14 protein-coding genes are annotated in these 18,325 nt (G+C 49.7%); 2 read left to right on the forward strand and 12 right to left on the reverse strand.

Annotated elements, in window-relative coordinates:
• Nucleotides 1–79: 79 nt before the first annotated feature.
• The 6 genes from hflC to FHS16_RS04220 all read right to left on the reverse strand — a co-directional run bounded on the left by hflC (nucleotide 80) and on the right by FHS16_RS04220 (nucleotide 7,954).
• Nucleotides 80–946 carry a protease modulator HflC gene (gene hflC, locus FHS16_RS04195; RefSeq protein WP_183559175.1) on the reverse strand — a complete coding sequence of 289 codons (867 nt, stop codon included), beginning with the start codon at nucleotides 944–946 and terminating at the stop codon, nucleotides 80–82.
• Entirely contained in the window at nucleotides 943–2,019 is a 1,077-nt protein-coding gene (gene hflK / locus FHS16_RS04200; RefSeq protein WP_246431611.1) for an FtsH protease activity modulator HflK, read from the reverse strand. The genes hflC and hflK overlap by 4 nt, the downstream gene beginning before the upstream one ends.
• Before the next feature lie 180 nt (nucleotides 2,020–2,199).
• Nucleotides 2,200–4,260, reverse strand: a complete 2,061-nt coding sequence (locus tag FHS16_RS04205) for an alpha-galactosidase (protein ID WP_183559177.1) — start codon at nucleotides 4,258–4,260, stop codon at nucleotides 2,200–2,202.
• A gap of 66 nt (nucleotides 4,261–4,326) precedes the next feature.
• Nucleotides 4,327–5,949 (reverse strand): extracellular solute-binding protein, encoded by a 1,623-nt coding sequence (locus FHS16_RS04210; protein WP_312890769.1) that lies wholly within the window; start codon nucleotides 5,947–5,949, stop codon nucleotides 4,327–4,329.
• 102 nt (nucleotides 5,950–6,051) lie between these two features.
• Entirely contained in the window at nucleotides 6,052–6,939 is an 888-nt protein-coding gene (locus FHS16_RS04215; RefSeq protein WP_183559180.1) for a carbohydrate ABC transporter permease, read from the reverse strand.
• Between the two features lie 25 nt (nucleotides 6,940–6,964).
• Entirely contained in the window at nucleotides 6,965–7,954 is a 990-nt protein-coding gene (locus tag FHS16_RS04220; RefSeq protein ID WP_246431586.1) for an ABC transporter permease, read from the reverse strand.
• A gap of 191 nt (nucleotides 7,955–8,145) precedes the next feature.
• Between FHS16_RS04220 and FHS16_RS04225 the strand changes: the two genes are divergently transcribed.
• Both FHS16_RS04225 and FHS16_RS04230 read left to right on the forward strand, forming a co-directional pair.
• Nucleotides 8,146–9,717, forward strand: coding sequence for a response regulator (locus FHS16_RS04225; RefSeq protein WP_183559182.1), 1,572 nt, complete (start codon nucleotides 8,146–8,148; stop codon nucleotides 9,715–9,717).
• Between the two features lie 16 nt (nucleotides 9,718–9,733).
• Nucleotides 9,734–11,491 carry a sensor histidine kinase gene (locus FHS16_RS04230; RefSeq protein WP_183559184.1) on the forward strand — a complete coding sequence of 586 codons (1,758 nt, stop codon included), beginning with the start codon at nucleotides 9,734–9,736 and terminating at the stop codon, nucleotides 11,489–11,491.
• Between the two features lie 93 nt (nucleotides 11,492–11,584).
• Here FHS16_RS04230 and FHS16_RS04235 read toward each other — a convergent pair whose 3' ends face one another.
• The 6 genes from FHS16_RS04235 to FHS16_RS04260 all read right to left on the reverse strand — a co-directional run bounded on the left by FHS16_RS04235 (nucleotide 11,585) and on the right by FHS16_RS04260 (nucleotide 18,284).
• Nucleotides 11,585–14,608, reverse strand: a complete 3,024-nt coding sequence (locus tag FHS16_RS04235; RefSeq protein WP_246431587.1) for a carbohydrate-binding protein — start codon at nucleotides 14,606–14,608, stop codon at nucleotides 11,585–11,587.
• Between the two features lie 287 nt (nucleotides 14,609–14,895).
• Nucleotides 14,896–15,147, reverse strand: a complete 252-nt coding sequence (locus FHS16_RS04240; RefSeq protein WP_183559186.1) for a hypothetical protein — start codon at nucleotides 15,145–15,147, stop codon at nucleotides 14,896–14,898.
• A 14-nt stretch (nucleotides 15,148–15,161) separates the two neighbouring features.
• A complete protein-coding gene (locus FHS16_RS04245; protein WP_183559188.1) occupies nucleotides 15,162–16,358 on the reverse strand; it encodes a hypothetical protein in 1,197 nt (398 codons plus the stop codon).
• Nucleotides 16,359–16,369: 11 nt separating this feature from the next.
• A complete protein-coding gene (locus tag FHS16_RS04250; protein WP_183559190.1) occupies nucleotides 16,370–17,203 on the reverse strand; it encodes a hypothetical protein in 834 nt (277 codons plus the stop codon).
• The gene (locus FHS16_RS04255; protein ID WP_183559192.1) at nucleotides 17,200–17,889 is read right to left on the reverse strand and encodes an ABC transporter ATP-binding protein; all 690 of its coding nucleotides are present in this window, start codon (nucleotides 17,887–17,889) and stop codon (nucleotides 17,200–17,202) included. The genes FHS16_RS04250 and FHS16_RS04255 overlap by 4 nt, the downstream gene beginning before the upstream one ends.
• Nucleotides 17,886–18,284 (reverse strand): GntR family transcriptional regulator, encoded by a 399-nt coding sequence (locus tag FHS16_RS04260; RefSeq protein ID WP_183559194.1) that lies wholly within the window; start codon nucleotides 18,282–18,284, stop codon nucleotides 17,886–17,888. Before FHS16_RS04260 ends, FHS16_RS04255 begins: the two co-directional genes overlap by 4 nt.
• Nucleotides 18,285–18,325: the final 41 nt, after the last annotated feature.

The following is an 18,325-nucleotide window of genomic DNA, read 5'->3' on the forward strand; positions in this document are numbered from 1 at the left end:
ATTTTGTGCATCCACCGTTTAAAATTTTGTAATAGCCGCAAAAACAAATCCCCTCCGCCAAGGCGAAGGGGATTGCTTGTTATTGGCCTAATAAAATTTTGGCATAAGGAGAATCGATCGGAATCATAATGACCGGCTCATTCTTAAGCGTGGTCGTGTAGCTCTCAAGCGTCCGGTAGAAATTGTAGAACTGCGGATCGCTGCCGTATGCTTTGTTATAGATGACGGCAGCTTCGCGCTCGCCTTCCGCGACGATTTTTTTGGCGTCTGCCTGCGCCTGTGCAAGCAGCTCAGTCGCAGTACGGTCCGCTTTGGACGTAATTTTGCGCGACTCCTCATCACCCTCGGACAAGTATCTTGCCGCAATGGACTGGCGGTCGGAGATCATGCGGTTGTATACGCTCTGCTTGTTCTCCTCCGGCAAGTCCGTACGCTTGATGCGAACGTCAATGACTTCGATGCCGTAGTTGTCTCTGGTCAACGCCGTCACGACATCTTTGGTGATCTCGTCATTGATGTTGCCCCGCGCCGTGTTCTCACTGATGATGTTGTCGTAATTGACCTCGGACAGCTTCCGTCTAACCGAGTTGTACACGGCCTCGTCGATTCGCTGAATGCCTCCGCTTACCGATTGCACCGTTCTCAAAAACTGCGATGCGTTCGTAATGCGCCAAACGGTATAGTTATCTACCACGATTGGCTTCTGGTCCTTAGTCAGTATGGTCGTCGGGCTGCTCTCATAGGTCATTTGATATTTCGGCAGCGTCGACACGTTTTCAATGAACGGCAGCTTGAACTTCAAGCCTGGATCGGGAACGGCTCGCATCGCTTCTCCGAACCGCAGCACAACCTTGTATTCGCCTTCCTTCACGATAAACATCGAGCCTGAGCCTAGAATAACGACGGCCAGCACAATGATTATGGTTATCCAATGGTTTCTTTTCATTGCGCGTCACCTCCTTGGGGAGCTTCCGAAGCAGGCGGCGTTGTGGCAGGCGGCGTTGTGGCAGGCGGCGAAACTGTGCTGCCACTGCCGCTCTTCAGCAGCTCATTCAAAGGAAGGTAGTTGACGGTATCGCTGTTTGAATTCGTAATGAAAATTTTGGCGCTCGGCAATATTTTCTCGAGCGTCTCCAGCACCAAGCGGCTTTGGGTAACGTTCGGGTTGTTTTTGTATTCGCCGAATATCGCATTGAATTTGGCGACATCGCCCTCCGCGTTCAGGATACGCGATTTCTTCTGGCCTTCCGCGTTCTCAAGTAGAGCCTGCGCTTCACCGCGCGCTTTCGGTATGCGGTCGTTCTCATACTTCGCGGCATTGTTGATCTTGGTATTCTTTTCCTCGCGAGCATTCGTTACTTCGCGGAACGCTTCCGCTACTTGGCCGCTCGGAGGCTCGATATCCTGAAATTTAATATCGATAATTTGAATGCCCGTTTTATACTTGGCCTGCAGCTCGATCAGCTTTTCCCTAACTTTATCCTGAATGACCGTTTTACCATCGGTAATCGCATAATCCAGCTTCTCCGAACCGATTACTGCACGGATCGAAGAGCTGGCCGCATTGCGCAAAAACTGCTCTGCATCCGAGATATTGTATAAGTAATCATGAATATTGCTAATTTTCCACTGCACAACCGCATCTGCCGACACGATATTCTCATCGCCCGTAATCATCATCGCTTCCTCATCCACTGGGATGGATTCCGAGCCCTCTTGCCGGTAGCCGATATGAATGCGCTGCGTCAGCTCCGCCGGAACGGTGATGACCTGCTGAATCGGATAAGGCCATTTGAAATGCAGCCCCGCTGAAGTTTCGTTGGAATACTTCCCGAACGTAAGGATAGCTGCTCTCTCCTGCTCCTGCACCGTGTAGAAGGAAGTTGATCCTACGTAAATAACGACGACTGCGGCAACTGCTCCGAATATAATTTTCTTTAATGTACCCGGTTTCAGCTCTGGCGGCCGCCGTCCGCCGCCCATGCTATGATTCTGCGGCTGGTTCTGGTTCTGATCCATGAAACTCAATGACATCTCTCCCCTTTCAAGCATCTCTTAGATATGCGATCAGAAATCGCTATAGGGGATAATACGGGAAAGTAAGCCAAAGGTCACGGATTTTTCGCAAATTGTATGGTTTTTATGAATAAACAATCATTTCTCTTCGTTTTTCTACGATTTAAGCTGCTTATCCTTCGATTAAGCTTGTTTAAACAGCAGCAGCCTCGACTCGGCAGGCGCCAGCTCGATGCCATGCTCGCCGATTCCCGCTTCCAAATTAAGCTCTTGCCCGCTCCACAAATCTCGAACAACTATCCCCTTAGAGGAATCTATGCCAAGTCTCGCAAATGATGCAAGGATTGTGCTTCCCGCATCTCCGTCGAAGTTAAATGCGGCCGCATACACGCCGTTCTCGGTATGAAGCGCGAACAAATTCTCTCCCTTGCTGCCGCTTCTTCCCTCAACGGGCTTAAAGGTTTGCCCCCTGCGCGCAAGTGCCATAACCTCGCGGTTCGTCATCCATTCCTTCGCCCGCCTTGCCGCCTCCGGCTCGCGGTAATCATCGCCGAGCAGCAAGGACGTGCCTGCAATTACGGCGCTGTTCAAGCGGCTTCTACCCTCATGCTCGGTGGTTGCGCGCTGGTTGTCGCTCTTGTACAGCACCACGTGATCCGGGTCGTTGTACCGATAGAGGTTGTCGTTAATCCACCATCCGTAAGTTAACGCATTAAGCATATATTCGGTATCGCTAATCATTCCGAAAGCGTCGCAGGATACGCGGCGGCTGTGCGCATAGCCATGCGGGAACAGCGGAGCGATGGACAAATTGATCAAGAACGGACGACCGACCCGCTCTGGGGCAAGCGTATCCCTAACAATCGCCATCCCTATGTTATAGGCCTGAATACCCGTCCGAACGCTCTCATCATGGAAAATTCCTTCCATTGCGCCATGCGTCAGGAAGTCGAGCTTCACGTAGTCAAATCCGAGCTCTACGAAGCTGTCCAGGCTTCTCTTGATCCGCTCCTGCGCTTCCGGATGCGTCGGATCGATCGGGAACGCGCCATCCAGCTTCGGAAGCGGCTGCCCAGCCTGGTCCTTGATGAGAATATCACGGTAGAGCACGCGGCCATCCGTTCCTTCCACAGGTGAATCCGGGTTGCTCCCCCAGAACGCGAACGGCGTATAATAGATGCCTGGCTTCTGACCGTTCCCTTTCACCCTTCGAACGGCATCTCTAAGCTGTTCCTCGGGCAGGCTGTTCCAAAATGCGTCAAAATTCACGTACAAGCTGTCATTGTCGTCGGCGAAGCCGTTTTGCTGCAGCTCCTTGGCAAAGAAATCGGAGGTATGCGTGTACACGTCGTAATCCAGCTTGCTCATAACGGCCGACCAGCTGTTCCAGCCCATCGGAATTCCGCCTACCCAAGGAAGTGCCGGTGTAAGCACAGCATTGGCCTTGCCGTATTGCTCAAGCCCGTCGCGATAATCGGCGAACGCGCCTACGAAGATCGTCGGCGATACGATGCTTTTCCCGCGAAGAGCCCCGTGCGCCAATGTGTCTCTCGTCTGCATGTCGGCTGCGCCGCCAAAGACGCGCAGCCGTCCGACTGCTTCTGCAAAGGTGCCTTCTACGACGATACCCGTTTTCCAGCTGTCATGCGTAACCGATCCAATGACAAAACCGTTCCTGCTTTGCGAACGGTATATCGCTGTCGTCTCGTAGCTCTGGACGCTGCAAGGTATCGCGTGGGAAGCAAAGCGCACCCATTTATCGTTATCGAAGGGAATGAACAGCGTTCTGATCTCCTCAACCGGCCCCGTGCTATCGCCGAATTCAGCTACGCTTCCATCGTTCAAATAAGCGGCAAGCGGCGTCAGTTCATTCGTCTCCCATTCGAATTCACTTTCGGCCTCAAGCTCTGTCAGCAAATACGGCAGCTGCTCGTACATCCGGAAATGCTGGCGCAGCGTCGGCTTGCCAGGTTCCTCATGTTCAAAGCTCCAGCGCAAGCCTTTGCCAAACCCGTCCTCGATTGGTTGAATCTTGGACTCATGAACGAGATGTTTGCTGTAAAAGGCAGTACGCAGCTGCGCCAGCCCATAGCGTGCTTCTGCATAAAGGCCGTTCAAGGCTTCGCCGCTGCTCCAGTTCAGCGTAAGCTCGCCGCTCGCGAGGTTTGCGGTTGCCTGAACAACCCCATTAGCCACTATAAATTCACCTTGTCCGTGCTCGATTTTGAATGTTCCGATTTCCATCTTCATCAGCTCCTCTAATAAAATGAAAGGAGGCCGGCTGAGCCGGCCCCCTTTGCGCCGTTTGGATTATTTCCAAAGCTCCACGCGTTCTTTGTAGTTTGTCGTAAAGATAGCTTCAACCTTCTCGTCGCCGGCTGCTTTCATGTCGCTCAGCATTTTGTCATAGATCGTGCCTGCATCCTCAGCGGTCTTAGCCATAATCGCTTTCGTCAATGCTTGTTTCGTAATGTCGTTCACCTTCTGCTCATTCAATGCTTCGGGTGTTCCGCCCTGCGGCCCCAATGCGTCATAGAGGACGGTATCGTAAACGGAATCAGACAAGTTCTTGATCGCCATTTGGTCGACAACTCCACGCTCGTAACGGCCAGCAAGGTCATAAGGCGTTCCGTCTGTGCCTTTGCCGTTCTTGATAAACCAAGTCCATTTGCGGATACCAGTAGACTTCGCATAGTTGTTGAAATCATTTTTAAAGCCTGCCAGTACTTCAGGGCGAGGCGTGCGTTTGCCATCCTTCATATCCCAGTGAACGCCTTCGACGCCCCACATCAAGAGGTACTGCCCTTCCTCGCTAGCAAGGAAGTTCATAAATTTCATCGTGCGCTCTGGATTTTTGTTTTTCTTCGTGATCGTAATCGCGTCCCAGCCCAGCGAGCTGCGTCCGCCGTACGTCGTTTTGCCCGGATCTACGCCATCGGCAACCACTTTATACGGGAATAGCTGCGACTGCTCGCCGCGATCCTTCAATAAGATCGTATTTGCCGCGCCTGGATCCCAGTAGGAGCCGGTCGTTGAGAAAACGTTGCCCGTAGCTAGCTTTTGCTCCCATACCTGCTTCTTGTTAATCGCCCATTCCTTGTCGAGCAGGCCGCTGCGGTACAAGTCATTCATATACATAACCATGTCGCGGTATTTAGGATCTTTGACATCAAATTGGATTTGGCCGTTGTTTTCGTAGAATTGTTTCAAGCCAAACATTCCCTTGAACGTGCCGAACGATCCGCCAAAGTTTTCGCCATCCATCGTAAGCGCTGTCGTTTCCTTGCCTTCGATCGTCGGGTATTTTGCTTTAAAATCTTGCAGCAGCTGCTTGAACTCGGAAGCGGTGAACGGCACGCCGCCCTCTGCCTTATCCGGAGCAAGCTCCTTCAAAATATCTTTACGGATATTGAAGCTGTAAACCGGTTCATTTTCCACGCCGTACCAATTGGATAGGTAGTAGTTTTTCCCGTCCTTGTAGCGTGTTTTGTTCAATACATCGCCATACATCGTCGTTACGTCAGGGCCATACTCATCGATAAGATCATTTAATGGGATAATGGCGCCTGATTCGATATATTTATTAACGAGATCGCTTCTGCGGTCAAACAAAATCATGTCCGGCAAATCGTCGCTCGCCAGCATCAGGTTAAGCTTCTCCGCTGGATTGCCCGTCGGCTGCTGGATTTCAACCGTAATGCCCGTACGCTTCGTAATTTCCGCCGCAACGGCATTGCTGAATTTATCGCCCGTATTTTTATCGAAAAAAGTAATGGTCAACGGCTCATTAGCATCCGCATTCCCAGAAGCAGCATTCCCCTCGGCCGGAGAATTGCCGTTATTTTTTGAATTATTATTGGAGCCGCAAGCGGATAACACCGAAATCACAACGATAGCGCTTAGAAACATAACTAGCCATTTTTTCATTTTCATCGTATAAATCCCCCTTGTTCGTGATCTTATTATAGTACATTTTCAATAAAAAACATTGCGCCTTAGCGATCGCATCACCTCCACTAATAGTGCTTCGCATGGCTAGCTCTTAACAGCGCCCAGCGTCATGCCTTTCACGAAATACTTTTGAAGGAATGGATAAACCATCAAGATCGGCAGTGTTGCAACCATAGTCGCGGCCATCCGAATCGTATCCGGCGATACCGCCATCCGTTTGGATGCATCGGCAAGCTGCTGCGCATCGCCAACCATGGCCCCCGTCTGGTATTGATTCAGAATTTTAACAAGCACCGCCTGCAGCGTTTTCAGATCTGAGCTGTAGGTGAAGACATAGGAATCGAACCACGAATTCCAGTGCATGATCGCCGTGAACATCCCGATGGTTGCAAGCACGGGCGTCGTCAGCGGCAAAATGATTTTAAAGAAAATTTGCATATAATTGGCGCCATCCATTTTGGCCGACTCGTCGAGCTCCTGAGGAAGCTGCTGCATGAAGGTCCGCACGATAATCATGTAGAAGACGTTCATCATGCTTGGCAATATAAAGACCATAAAATTGTCGATCAGGTGCAAGCTCTTAAGCACCATGTAATAAGGAATCAGCCCGCCGCCAAAATACATCGTAAATACAAAGTACAAGGACCAGAAGCGATTGCCGACCAGCTCTTTCTTGCTGAGCGAGAAGGCCAGCATGCTGATGACGACGACTGCCAGCGGCGTACCGACGACCGTTCGCAGCACGGTTACTTTAATGGCCGTCCAGATCTCGCTGTCGGATAAAATTTGCTTATAGCTCGCCAAGCTGAAGTCTCTCGGCCACAGATACAAATTGCCTCGCAGCGTATCCTCGGCGCTATTCAATGAAATAATGAAAATATTCCAAAACGGATAGAAGGTTACGATAAATACGGCGATGATGAATAAGTAAACGCCGGACATAAACAGAAAGTCATTTTTGGACTTGATCATAGCGTGATCTCCTCTTTCTTTTTTACTAGAACAACGACTGCTCATTCATTTTTTTGGCCATCGTATTGACGCTTAGGACCAGGATGAAAGCGACGACCGATTTGAACAAACCGACAGCTGCACCGTAAGAGAACATCCCGTTTTGCAAACCGTATTTATACGTATACGTATCGATAACTTCGGAATATTGGAGCACGGTATTGTTTTGCAGCAAAAATTGTTGATCGAAACCTGCGTTCAAAATGCCTCCAACAGCCAAAATAGCAAGAATGATGACCGTAGGTTTTATCGATGGCAAAGTAATGTGAAGTATCTGCTTCAAGCGGCTTGCTCCGTCAACCCTTGCTACTTCATATAGCTCTGGGTTGATAGCCGATATGGCGGCCAAGTACATAATGGCGTTAAAGCCCATATCCTTCCAGGTGTTCGATATCGCTATAATCCACCAGAACAAAGGTCCCTTCTGCATAAATTGTATCGGTTCATCAATAAATCCGAGACCTGTCAGTATATTATTGAGGACGCCTCCGGAAGAGAGTACTGTAATGATGATATTTGCTGCGATTACCCACGAAATAAAGTGAGGCATATAGGACACCGTTTGAAAGGTTTTCTTAAACCAGCCGTTCCTCAGCTCGTTGATCATCAGAGCCAGTATGATCGGCATCGGAAAGCCAAACAGCAAGGATAGGAAGCTTTGAGCCAGCGTGTTCCGCATAACTCGGTAGAAGTCGCCATTCGTAAAGAAATAATTGAACCATTCCAGTCCGACGAATTCTGTCGTGAAAAACTGTCCGAAGAAGGAACCTCCGCCAGGCGAATAATTGATAAATGCCATGTACAAACCGAACATCGGGACGTACGAGAATAACAGTGTGACGATTAAAGCCGGCAGCATGAGCACATACAACAGCCGCTGCTCCTTCAGTCTCGCCCATACACTTGTCTTACTTATGCCGCGTTTCCCTTTAGGGGGTACGGATTTGCTTGGTTCCGCTTTCATTATTGATTCCATGTGGTAGCCTCCTGCCAGTCTTGCGTTGCTTTGTGTTTTCATTATAGGTCTGACGGACGGCTCATTCTATACAAGCATTTACCGATTTGTAACCCAAAGCGACACACTTCCAAATGCTCCATTGTTGAAATGCGTCATAGCGGATAAACTAGTTAAACATCCCGTTACATGAGATAAAGGTGGGGACAGGCATGTTTAGTATTTTATTAGTGGATGACGAAGCGATAGAGCTCGAGACGATTGAGCATTATGTCCCGTGGGACAAAATCGGCATAACCGTGGCCGGTACCGCGCGCAACGGCAAGGAAGCGCTTGGCAAGCTGGCCGAGCTGAAGCCCGATATTATTTTGACGGATGTCCGCATGCCGATCATGGACGGTCTTGAGTTCGGCAGAAGGGCGAAGCAAATCGACAAAAACGTCAAGATCATCTATCTAAGCGGCCATAACGAGTTTCAATATATTAAGGCTGCGCTCAATATTGAAGCGACTGGCTACTTATTGAAGCCGATTGATATGGAAGAGCTGCTTGCTCTTCTTGAGAAGGTGAAGAAAAAGTGCGAAGAGGATCAATTGGCGGATCAAAGCGGAGATTGGGTTCGCGAGAAGCTGATGATGCGAATGATTAGCGAGCCGGATCCGGCTGCCCGGTCGGAATGGATCAGGCGGTGGGAGCAAAGTGCGGCAGACTTTGTGCATGGCAGGCCGTTTACAGCCGCCTATGTGACCTTTGACTCGCCAGCGGCCTATCCCGCCCCTCAAGCATCTGCAGCTGTACCCGCCGACCGAACCGAATTCGTTCGGGCCTTTGCTAGTCAATCATGGGCATCTTATACAATCGTGGAGGCTGCGCCGCATGCGTTGTTTATACTTCATCAATGGAAGGAAGAACAACGCACACCCGAATGGAGCGCTGACTTCTGGGATAGCTTTCAAGCGCAGCTGTCCGTCTCCCTCGGATTTGAGGTCACGATTGGCTTGTCTTCGCCGATGTCGGAGCTTGATCGGATTTGGGATGCCTATGTGCAGGCCCGCTCCTGCAATGAAGAGAAGTTTTACCGAACAGGCGGCGGAATTATAGTCCCTAATGATCTTAAACCAACCGTGCAAACCGATGAGGATGTCGAGCAGACCGCCGCGAAGCTGGCTTCTTTTATTCAGGGTGGCGACATGGAACAAATTCGAATAGAGCTTGACTCTTTATTAGCACGCATTCAAAAAGAACGGATGGATCGGAATTTTGCTATACGTGCAGTTATTCGTTTATTGACCGCATTGGAGCAGCATTTCTCGATGCTGCTTGCAGGCTCGCTTAAGGAGCTGCTGCTGGCGGATCATTGGAAAGCGATTTCAATGATGCCCACTGCGGCGCATATCCAGGCCTATGTTCTTCATTTCTGCGATGAGATGAGAAAGGCCTCCAGTGAAAGGGAGATCGACCGCAATCAAGCGATCGCCGAGCAAATCGTCAGGATCATCGCCGAACGGCATCATTTGCCGCTAACGGTTGAAGAGATTGCCAAGGAGGTATACCTCTCGCCGAACTATATCCGCACGATTTTCAAAGAAAAGATGGGCGAGACCATTCTTGATTATTTGACGAAGATCAGGATAAACCACGCTGCCGAGCTGCTGAAGGATAAAGCGCTAAAGGTGCGCGAGGTGGCTCATAGCGTCGGATATGAGAATGTCTCCTATTTTTGCTCGGTCTTCCACAAGCATAAGGGCAGTACCCCAAACGAATTTCGGAAAATGTATTTCTAGGCTGGAGTGAGCAACCATGAAACGTCTAACGAGCTGGCTGACCAAGCCCTTTAATAATTTACGGCTAAGAGAAAAGCTGTTTCTCATGTTTTTACTCGGTGCAATCATTCCCATGCTCTTTTTTGTTTCCTATTCCTATCAAACGGTCAAAAGCGAGCTTTCTGACCAGATGTACACGAATTCCGTATCGTCAGTCGCCCAGATCAACTCAAACTTAGAGAACAAGCTGGATACCTACACGAAGCTGTCGGCGACGCTGTATTTAAATAGCACACTCCGTGCTTACTTGACGAACGATTATTCCATGGACCCTTCTTTGTACGTGGATGCCTATCAATACATCAACAGCACCTTCTCCAACATGCTGACAACCAATCCGGATATCAAATCGATTTCGGTTTATATTAACAACGACTCGCTTCCAACGGATGATATATATATCCGAAGAATGGATGATGATTTCCGCAAAACGAGCATTTACCGCTCGCTGCTCAACACCTATGGAAACGTTCGGTTCATATCCACGCCGCCAGTCATCGACCAGCCGTCGATGTTCACGCTCTCGCGCATGCTGAATATCGGCAAGCTCGATACGGTATACGGCATTTTAACGATCAACATCCTGGAATCGGATATTTTCCGATTGATGGAGAAGGAGTCTGCGGACAAAACCGTACTGATCGTTAACGAGCGAGGCATCATAATGTCCACAAAGGACAAAAAAATGCTGAACCGTCCTTTGCAGCAATTTATAACGACTGAATTCCCGGACAGCGCGGAAGGCCGCTTCGACAGCACCTTCAACGGCGAGAAAATGCTGGTCGTCTACAACACGACCAAGTTCGGCTGGAAAAGCGTCTCACTCGTTCCCTATAGCAGCTTCCTATCCAAAGCCAACAACACGGCAAAGCGAATACTGCTTTATGCGCTAATTAGCTTCAGCGTCATGGCACTCCTTATCTATGTCACAGCCAGATTGTTCACCAAGCGCGTCGAATATTTAGTCGGCATCATTCGCCGCATCGAACGGGAAGAATTCGAGCATATTGACATCCGTCCGCTCGGCCGCGACGAGATTGGACAGCTGGGAAATGTGCTGCGCAAAATGTCCCAGCGGCTGAGCAATCTCATCTCTGATGTCTACAAGAAGGAAATCGATAAAAAGGAAGCGGAGATGAATGTGCTGCAAGCCCAGATAAACCCGCATTTCCTATACAACACGCTCGCTTCCATCTCATCGCTTGCCATCCGCAATTCAGATCCTAGAATGAATAAGATGGTAACCGATCTCGCTAAGTTTTACCGGATCTCCTTGAACAAAGGGAAAAACACAATATCGATTCACGAGGAGGTGCAGCTTACCCGCTATTACGTAGCGATTCAGCAGATTCGCTTCGCCGAGCTTATTCGCGTTCATTATCAGATCGACGATTCCGTCTTGCCCTGCCCGATCGTCAAGCTGACGCTGCAGCCCTTCGTAGAGAATGCGATGAACCATGCCATTTGGGACGATAAGCTCGGCATCAGCATTATGATCAAAGCTTACCGGGAAGGCTCGGATATCATACTCAAGGTCATTGATGACGGGATGGGCATGCGCATGCAGGAATGCCCTCCTCAGGAATTTCCGGCAAGAGGCGACGCATTATCGGGCTACGGCATCCGCAATGTCGATAACCGAATCAAGTTGCTGTACGGCGATTCCTATGGCGTATCGGTATACAGCAGGCTCGGCATCGGCACTACTGTAACGATCCGTATTCCAGGGCGGTAGGCATGGATGCGATGACCAAAATAACCAAACAACCCCCTTCGGCATACAACTGCCGAAGGGGGTTGTTCGTTTAATGGCGGTGCATAATTCTTGCTATTTCACCGTTATTTTGAATAGCTTGGACTGTGCGCCTAGCAAATCCACTTGCAAGGATCCCGTCGCTTGAGTGGTCTCATTGGTCCAAAGATCCGTCACTTTTACTTTCGATGCATGCGGCAGGCCGGCACGCGCGAAATCAACGGATTTGACGGCAGCTTCGTTCGTAAAGTTGAATACGGCGACATAATAGTCCTTGCCGTCCTTCAAGACGAATACATCTGCTGATGCCGTTCCCGTATTGCCTTCGACCGGTTTAAAGGCTTTGCCCTTCAGCGCAACCTCGTTCACCTGCTTATTCGTCAGCAGCTGCTTCATCAGCTCCTGGGCTGCCGGATCGTTAACGTCATCCGAGTTTAGGAATACCGTACCCGAGATGACGGCCGAATTGACTCTGCTCTGCGATGCCGCATAAGAGCCGCCTTTTACAAGAGACATATAATCCGGATCGGTATATGGATAGATCGTTCCGTTCTGCCACCAGCCGTAAGTCAAATTGTTCAATTGGTATTCAGTTCTGCCAAGCGTACCGTCGATATCGCAGGATATCCGCCTAGCATGCGCGTATTGGCTCGGGAATAACGGCGCGATCGATGCGCTGATAAACATTTTGCCGCCTAGCGACTTGTTCATGTACGCCATGCCTTGATTGTAAGCTTGAATGCCTGTCTGTACCTTTGGATCATAATGAACGCCTTCGAATGAGCCGTGGCTCAAGAAATCAATCTTAATATATTCGAAGCCGTAATCTAAGAAACGCTTGAAGTAATAGTCCATTCTTTGCTTGGCGCCCGGATGGGTCGGGTCTACGGCGTAGGCGCCGTCCACTTTAGGCAGCGGATTGCCGCTACCGTCCCGCAGAATAATATCGCCATACGTATATTTCCCATTCGTGCCCTCTACGGGCTGCTCCATATTTTCTCCCCAATATACGAATGGTCCGTAGTAGATGCCTGCTTTTTGACCATTTTTGTTGATGACCTTTACAGCCTGCTTCAATTGCTGCTCGGATAGATTGTCCCAGTAGGAGTCCATATTAATATAAACATTGCCTTTGTTTGCAAAAGAGGATTTCTGCAAATTTTCCTTAAAGAAGTCGGAAACGGCAACAACCTTGTCATAGCTCAAGCTGCTCTCGTAAGCGCCCCAGCTGTTCCAGCCTACGGGCACGCCTTTCGGAACGTCATGCTTAAAGGCCAGCGGCGGCGCAACGACCGCATTCGCTCCCCCGAAACTCTCGAGACCATCGCGGTAATCCGCATAATAGCCCACCAGAATTTGCGGCGATGTCAAAGTCATGCCCGTTATTTTCCCATGCGGAAGCGTATCATGCGTCGAGCTTGGCGAAGTAAAGCCGCCGTAAACCTTCAGCTTGTTCAAGCGGTCATTCGAGCCGCTCCAAGACACACCCGTTTTCCACTGGTCATGGGTTACCGAACCGATGACCAAACCTCCGCGGCTCGTATTGTCATAAATCGCGGTCAGCTCCGAGCTGATATAATTATTCGTGTTCAAATTCGTGTTGATCGTTCGAGCTTGGTATCTGGACCATGCATCGTTATCGAATGGAGCAACCAGTACGCGGTTGTCGCCATAACTGCCGATATCGATTCCCCCAACAGCGTTTAGCACGAGTGGAGACATTTCATTCGTGGTCAGCGTCTGCTGACCCTTCACCTGCTGGCTAATCAGAAAATAAGGCTTGCCTTCATAGATTTGATACATCTGCGTCATCGTCGGCAGTCCGCTTTGACGGTTCTCAATCGTCACTCGTACGCCTTTGCCATGACCATCCTTGATCTTCTCTACACTTTTCATGGTGAATACATGCTCTGCGTATTTTTTGCTATCAAGCTGCGAGTCAAGTTGAATGCTGCTGTATATGCCCTTGGCAACCGTCTTTCCGTTCCAATCGTAAGCGGCAAGCCCGGAATCGGTATTATACGTAATTTGATAGGTGCCGTTCGACAACGTCAAGCCTGCCTTGTGCTGCGCTACTTTTATCGAACCGAATTTGGCTGCGGCAACTTGCGCTCCAATATTAGCGATTCCATCCACGTCATCCGGATTTTCTCCCGGCGCCTCTGAACGAATGAGCTCAATTTTGTCCACATCCGGCGACCATCCTCCGTTATCGTCGAACGTGATCGTATTGCTGCCTGCTTGCAGTTTCACATCCATTGCGAACACGCCAAGCGTGTCCCAGCTCGACGTTGCCGGGAGTGAATAAGGCTCAGGCTCGCCATCGTTTACTTTAATCGATACGGAACGGGGATCTCCCGAGATGTAGCTGACTACAAGCTTGTAGTTGCCTTCAGCTGCGGCTTCAATCTGGTTGAATTGCAGCTTCGAGCCGCCCCAAATATCGCCTACCTTTTGATTGCCTGAGCATGCCGTTTCCGCTTTGCAAGCACGGATGCCCGCATTTCCGGTTAAAGCATTGACGCTCGCTTCCGCCTCATATACTTGTCCGCTTCCCGGCGGCTCATTCGGATCCGTTCCGGGTTCAGCAGCCTGTAGCTCAATGAGATCAATATCCGGCGAGTAGCCGCCTTCGTCATCGAATAGGATTGTGTTTGCGCCTTGCGCAAGCTCAAGCTCAAGCTCGTAAGTGCCGATTGTATTCCAATCCGCTGTTTTGGGCAGCGCATAGAGGTCGCTTGGTCCGCCGTTCACGCTAACAGCAAACGATCTTGGATCGCCTGATATGTAATGCACCGTCATCTTATACACGCCTGCGGACGGTACATTCACATCATTGAATTGAAGGGTTGAGCCGCCCCATAGGCTTCCAACCAGTTGATTGCCTGAGCAGCCGGCTCCCGCCTCGCATGGTTTCACCTCTGCCTTGCCGGTAAGCGTGTTGATTGCCGCCTCCGCTTCAAAGGCATAGACCGTTTCACTCGAGACCGCTGCATCCGCTTCCGCAATCGCCATTGGAGCAAATGCAGCGGTTTGAAACAGGAGCAGCAATGCCACAAGCATGCCAATGCCTCTTCCATATTTCATTTTGTTCATCATTTATTCCTCCTCTTCGCACTAATTTATAAAGCGCTTACTTTTCTAAGTGTAAAGCTGTAGCCTCTGCCGTACTAGCCAAGAATGTTACGATTCGTACTCGAAAATAACACACTTTGCTTCCTCCGCCATTATTGCACAACGCAATAACAAGCCTTTAACGCCGCTTTTAGGCGGAATTAAAGGCTAGGTTGTACAGCTATTGGGGCAGCTCTCTGCATGTAGAGCAGCATGCAGATGGCATGTATTCCTTTATACGGAATCTATGCCGAATAGAATGGACGTTTCAATCAAATCTGCGCCATTCGCGGCGACTTAGCTAACGACGTGCGAATAACGAGTTTTTTCATGAGGCTGCGTAGCTGCTCTGGCGTTTCGGTCTGAAATGAATCCTGTTGGCTAATTTCCAATAATGCCGTTTGAGAAGCCTCAGCCGCAGCGGCATCATCTTGCAATAGATAATGCGCAACCTGATAGGCATACGGCTCCAATGCTCTAAGCTTCTGCAATCTTTGTTGAAAAGAAATAGCATTTGTCATCATACTCTCCGATATCCTTAGTCTTTGAGCTTATGTTCAATTACTAAATTATTCAAATGAAGCCTTCTCTTCATTTCCTCGTCCGTCTGCCCATTCCCGCTTGCTTGTACGGCGAACCCCTCGAACAGCAGCTTGCCGTCTTCAAGCCGAAGCACTGCAGCTCCCTTCACGCCCGCCTTCTCTAATCCAAGGTATACTCGATCCTTTTGAATCTGTGCGGATTGGATCTCATCCACGCCAAGCTGCTTCGCGGTTACTGTGGCATATGCGCGCTTTCTCGCTTTCGTCTTCGTATGATACAAAGACAGGACCACCTCGTCCGGCGCAATTTCCGCATAATAAAATTGATCCTGCTGCAAGCTGTACGTAAAAAAGCCGCCGATGTCCGGTCCCCACAACGTCTCGCTTAATTCGGACAGCTTCCCTGTCCGATAGGAGTAGGCATAATTCTTTCGGTTAAGCGCCTCGCTGCCTTCGCTATAAGTAAAATAGATCAAATCACTCGGTTTGCTCACGCTCTCGTTAGCGATCAAGTTCAGATTATATTCCGTTGCCTTGCTCTTTAGCTGGTTTTTCAAATCAATCCGGCGAAGCTGTTTCCCGGTGCCGCTATCAAAGGCGTATACCGCTAGATTGGATGTATGGCTCTCATATTTACGGAATAGAATGTGCACCTCGTTATCGAGGCGCTGCACGTTCATGATGTTATAGATCTGTTCCGGCTCATCGAGCGCAATCGACTTGAACGTGGCGACTTTCCCCGTTTCCTCGTCGAGCATGGACAGCTCCAGCTTGGCGTAAGGCGCATTCGTATGACGCGTGCTTGTGGACAGCTCGGCATAAATCACCATTTCCGCGTCGCGGTAAAAACCACCGCTATTATTTTTGCCTCGCATAAAGGCTTTATGGTCCTTCAGTAGCTGTTGTATGTTTAGATCTTGATAAAACCATGTACCTGCATCCGCCAAGCGTTCTCGCAAATGTAAGTTTCTCCCCAAATAATTGCTGCCTTCTGTAGTAACGTCTAAAGGCTCTGACCGCATCGCTCCATAATGGGAACCTGACAATACGACCGCCGCGCCTTCCTTGGTATCGCCCTGGACGGTTTCGATGATATATTCGGGCAAATGGCCTCGAATGCCAATCAAGTAATAAGTGCCGATACCGCCCGCTGCAAGCAGAACGATCAGTATGGAAAACCAGTAACGCCTCATGTACATTCTCCTTACACCGTAATCTTTTTGGCGATCAGTCTCATGCCAAGCCACACGGATGCGCTGGCTACGAGCAAGAATAGCAGCAATAACATCAGGTAGATTTCCGTAGGGTACAAATAAATCACGCTCTCATTAGTGCCAAATAACAGTATTGGAGATGCCACTACCAACCCGCAGCCTGACAAATAAAGCAGCCCATACAAAATGCCCAGACGGCGATAGCTGCGTTCCAGCAAAATAGCCGTAAACACAGCGGCTACAATGACTGCCCCTGCGCCATACATATAAAAAAACTGCTCGAACTGACGAGGGATAAGCTCGACTAGCGCTTGATTGCTGCTGATGATATCTATGATATGGGAGTCAGCCCTCAGCTCTGCAGGCACGACAAGCCTGATGACAAGCTCAAGTACAGGGAGCAATGCGAGCTGGAAAGAGACAATCGACAAAACGAACAGCAGCAACGCGGTTATTTTCGCCAGATAAATATTTCGCCTTGCCGTAGGAAGCATTAACAACCGATAAATAAAGGCATTGCGTCCGATCCAATCCCGATACCATATAAAGAAAACATACAATGAGAGCACGGAAATACAAAGCAGCACCGGTATAATAAACCACATTTGCGTATTAAACATGGCCCATTCAAACGAAATTCGAAGAGGAATCGGCGAGAAATAAGCGCCCGCTTCCGGATGCTCGCCTCGCAAATCGCTAAGCGCCTTCTTCAGCATCCAGATTAAAGCGCTCATCTGGCAAAGCGCCGTTATCCCCATCAATACCAAGAGCACGATGCGAAAGCGATAAATCTCCATATGGACCAGCTTTAAATAACGGTTCATGCCCCGTACACCTCTCTCATGACATCAATGACTGATTTTCCTTTCTCACTGCGCATCTCCTCGCAATGAAATGAAAGGCTTACCTTGCCACCCTTCAATAAAACCGCTTTGTCAACGAGATGCTCCATTTCCCCAATTTCATGCGTCGTAAGCAGGACGCCGCGATGCTCCATCAAATCACTGGTGAACACCTCCGTAATGGCTTCCCTGCTGAACAGATCAATGCCGGAGAATGGCTCGTCCAGCAGCAGATAATCGGAATCCTGGGCAAAACCGAGCAATAAATTAAACTTAGCCGCTATTCCTTTCGACAGGCTGCCGATTCTCGCCGAATGCTCCAGCTGGAAAAACCGCATCAGCTCGTCTGCCCGTTTCTCATTCCAGCTTTCATAGAAATCAGCCATAAATCGGAGCGCCTCCGACAGCCTCATGCCGGAGGGCATCGTCAAGTGATCCGGCACGAAAGCGATCTTCTCGTACAGCTTCGGCTCCAACGCTTGTCCGTCTATTCGAATCGTCCCGCCAGTTAACGGAGTCAGCCCCATGATCAGCTTCAGAATAGTCGACTTTCCTGCCCCGTTCACGCCGATAAGACAGGTGAGCTCTCCCTTCTCTGCCGTAAAGGAAACGTCATTCAGCACATCTCTGCCGCGGTAGCGTTTACGGATACCGGTTACTTCAATCACTTCTTTTCCCCCTCTTCTCTGAAATGGCGCTCTACCAGGAGCAGCAGTTCTTCGATCGGGACATCGATATTTTTTACTTTTCCCCAGAAATCCCGAACCGCATCGCCAAGCAGCTCCTCTCGGATTTGGTTCAATAATCGCGTATCGTTCGTAATCCTACTGGGAGAATTGCCCTCCGTAATAATCAATTGCTGGTCCTCCATTTCCTTATAAGCTTTCTGCACCGTATTCGGGTTAATCTTCATGAATGCGCCAAGCTCTCTGCGTGATGGAATAATCTGTCCTGCCGAGGAGCGGCCCGTTGCGATCCGCTCCTTGAAATGCCTAACTACCTGCAAGTACACGGGATCCCTATTGTTGAAAGCGACTTCCGACCAGCCTTCAATTGTGTTCATCGCATTCCCTCCCATTCCGAACGTTTGTACGTACCAAGCGG

Source organism: Paenibacillus endophyticus (assembly GCF_014192395.1).
Taxonomy (GTDB): Bacteria; Bacillota; Bacilli; order Paenibacillales; family Paenibacillaceae; genus Pristimantibacillus; species Pristimantibacillus endophyticus.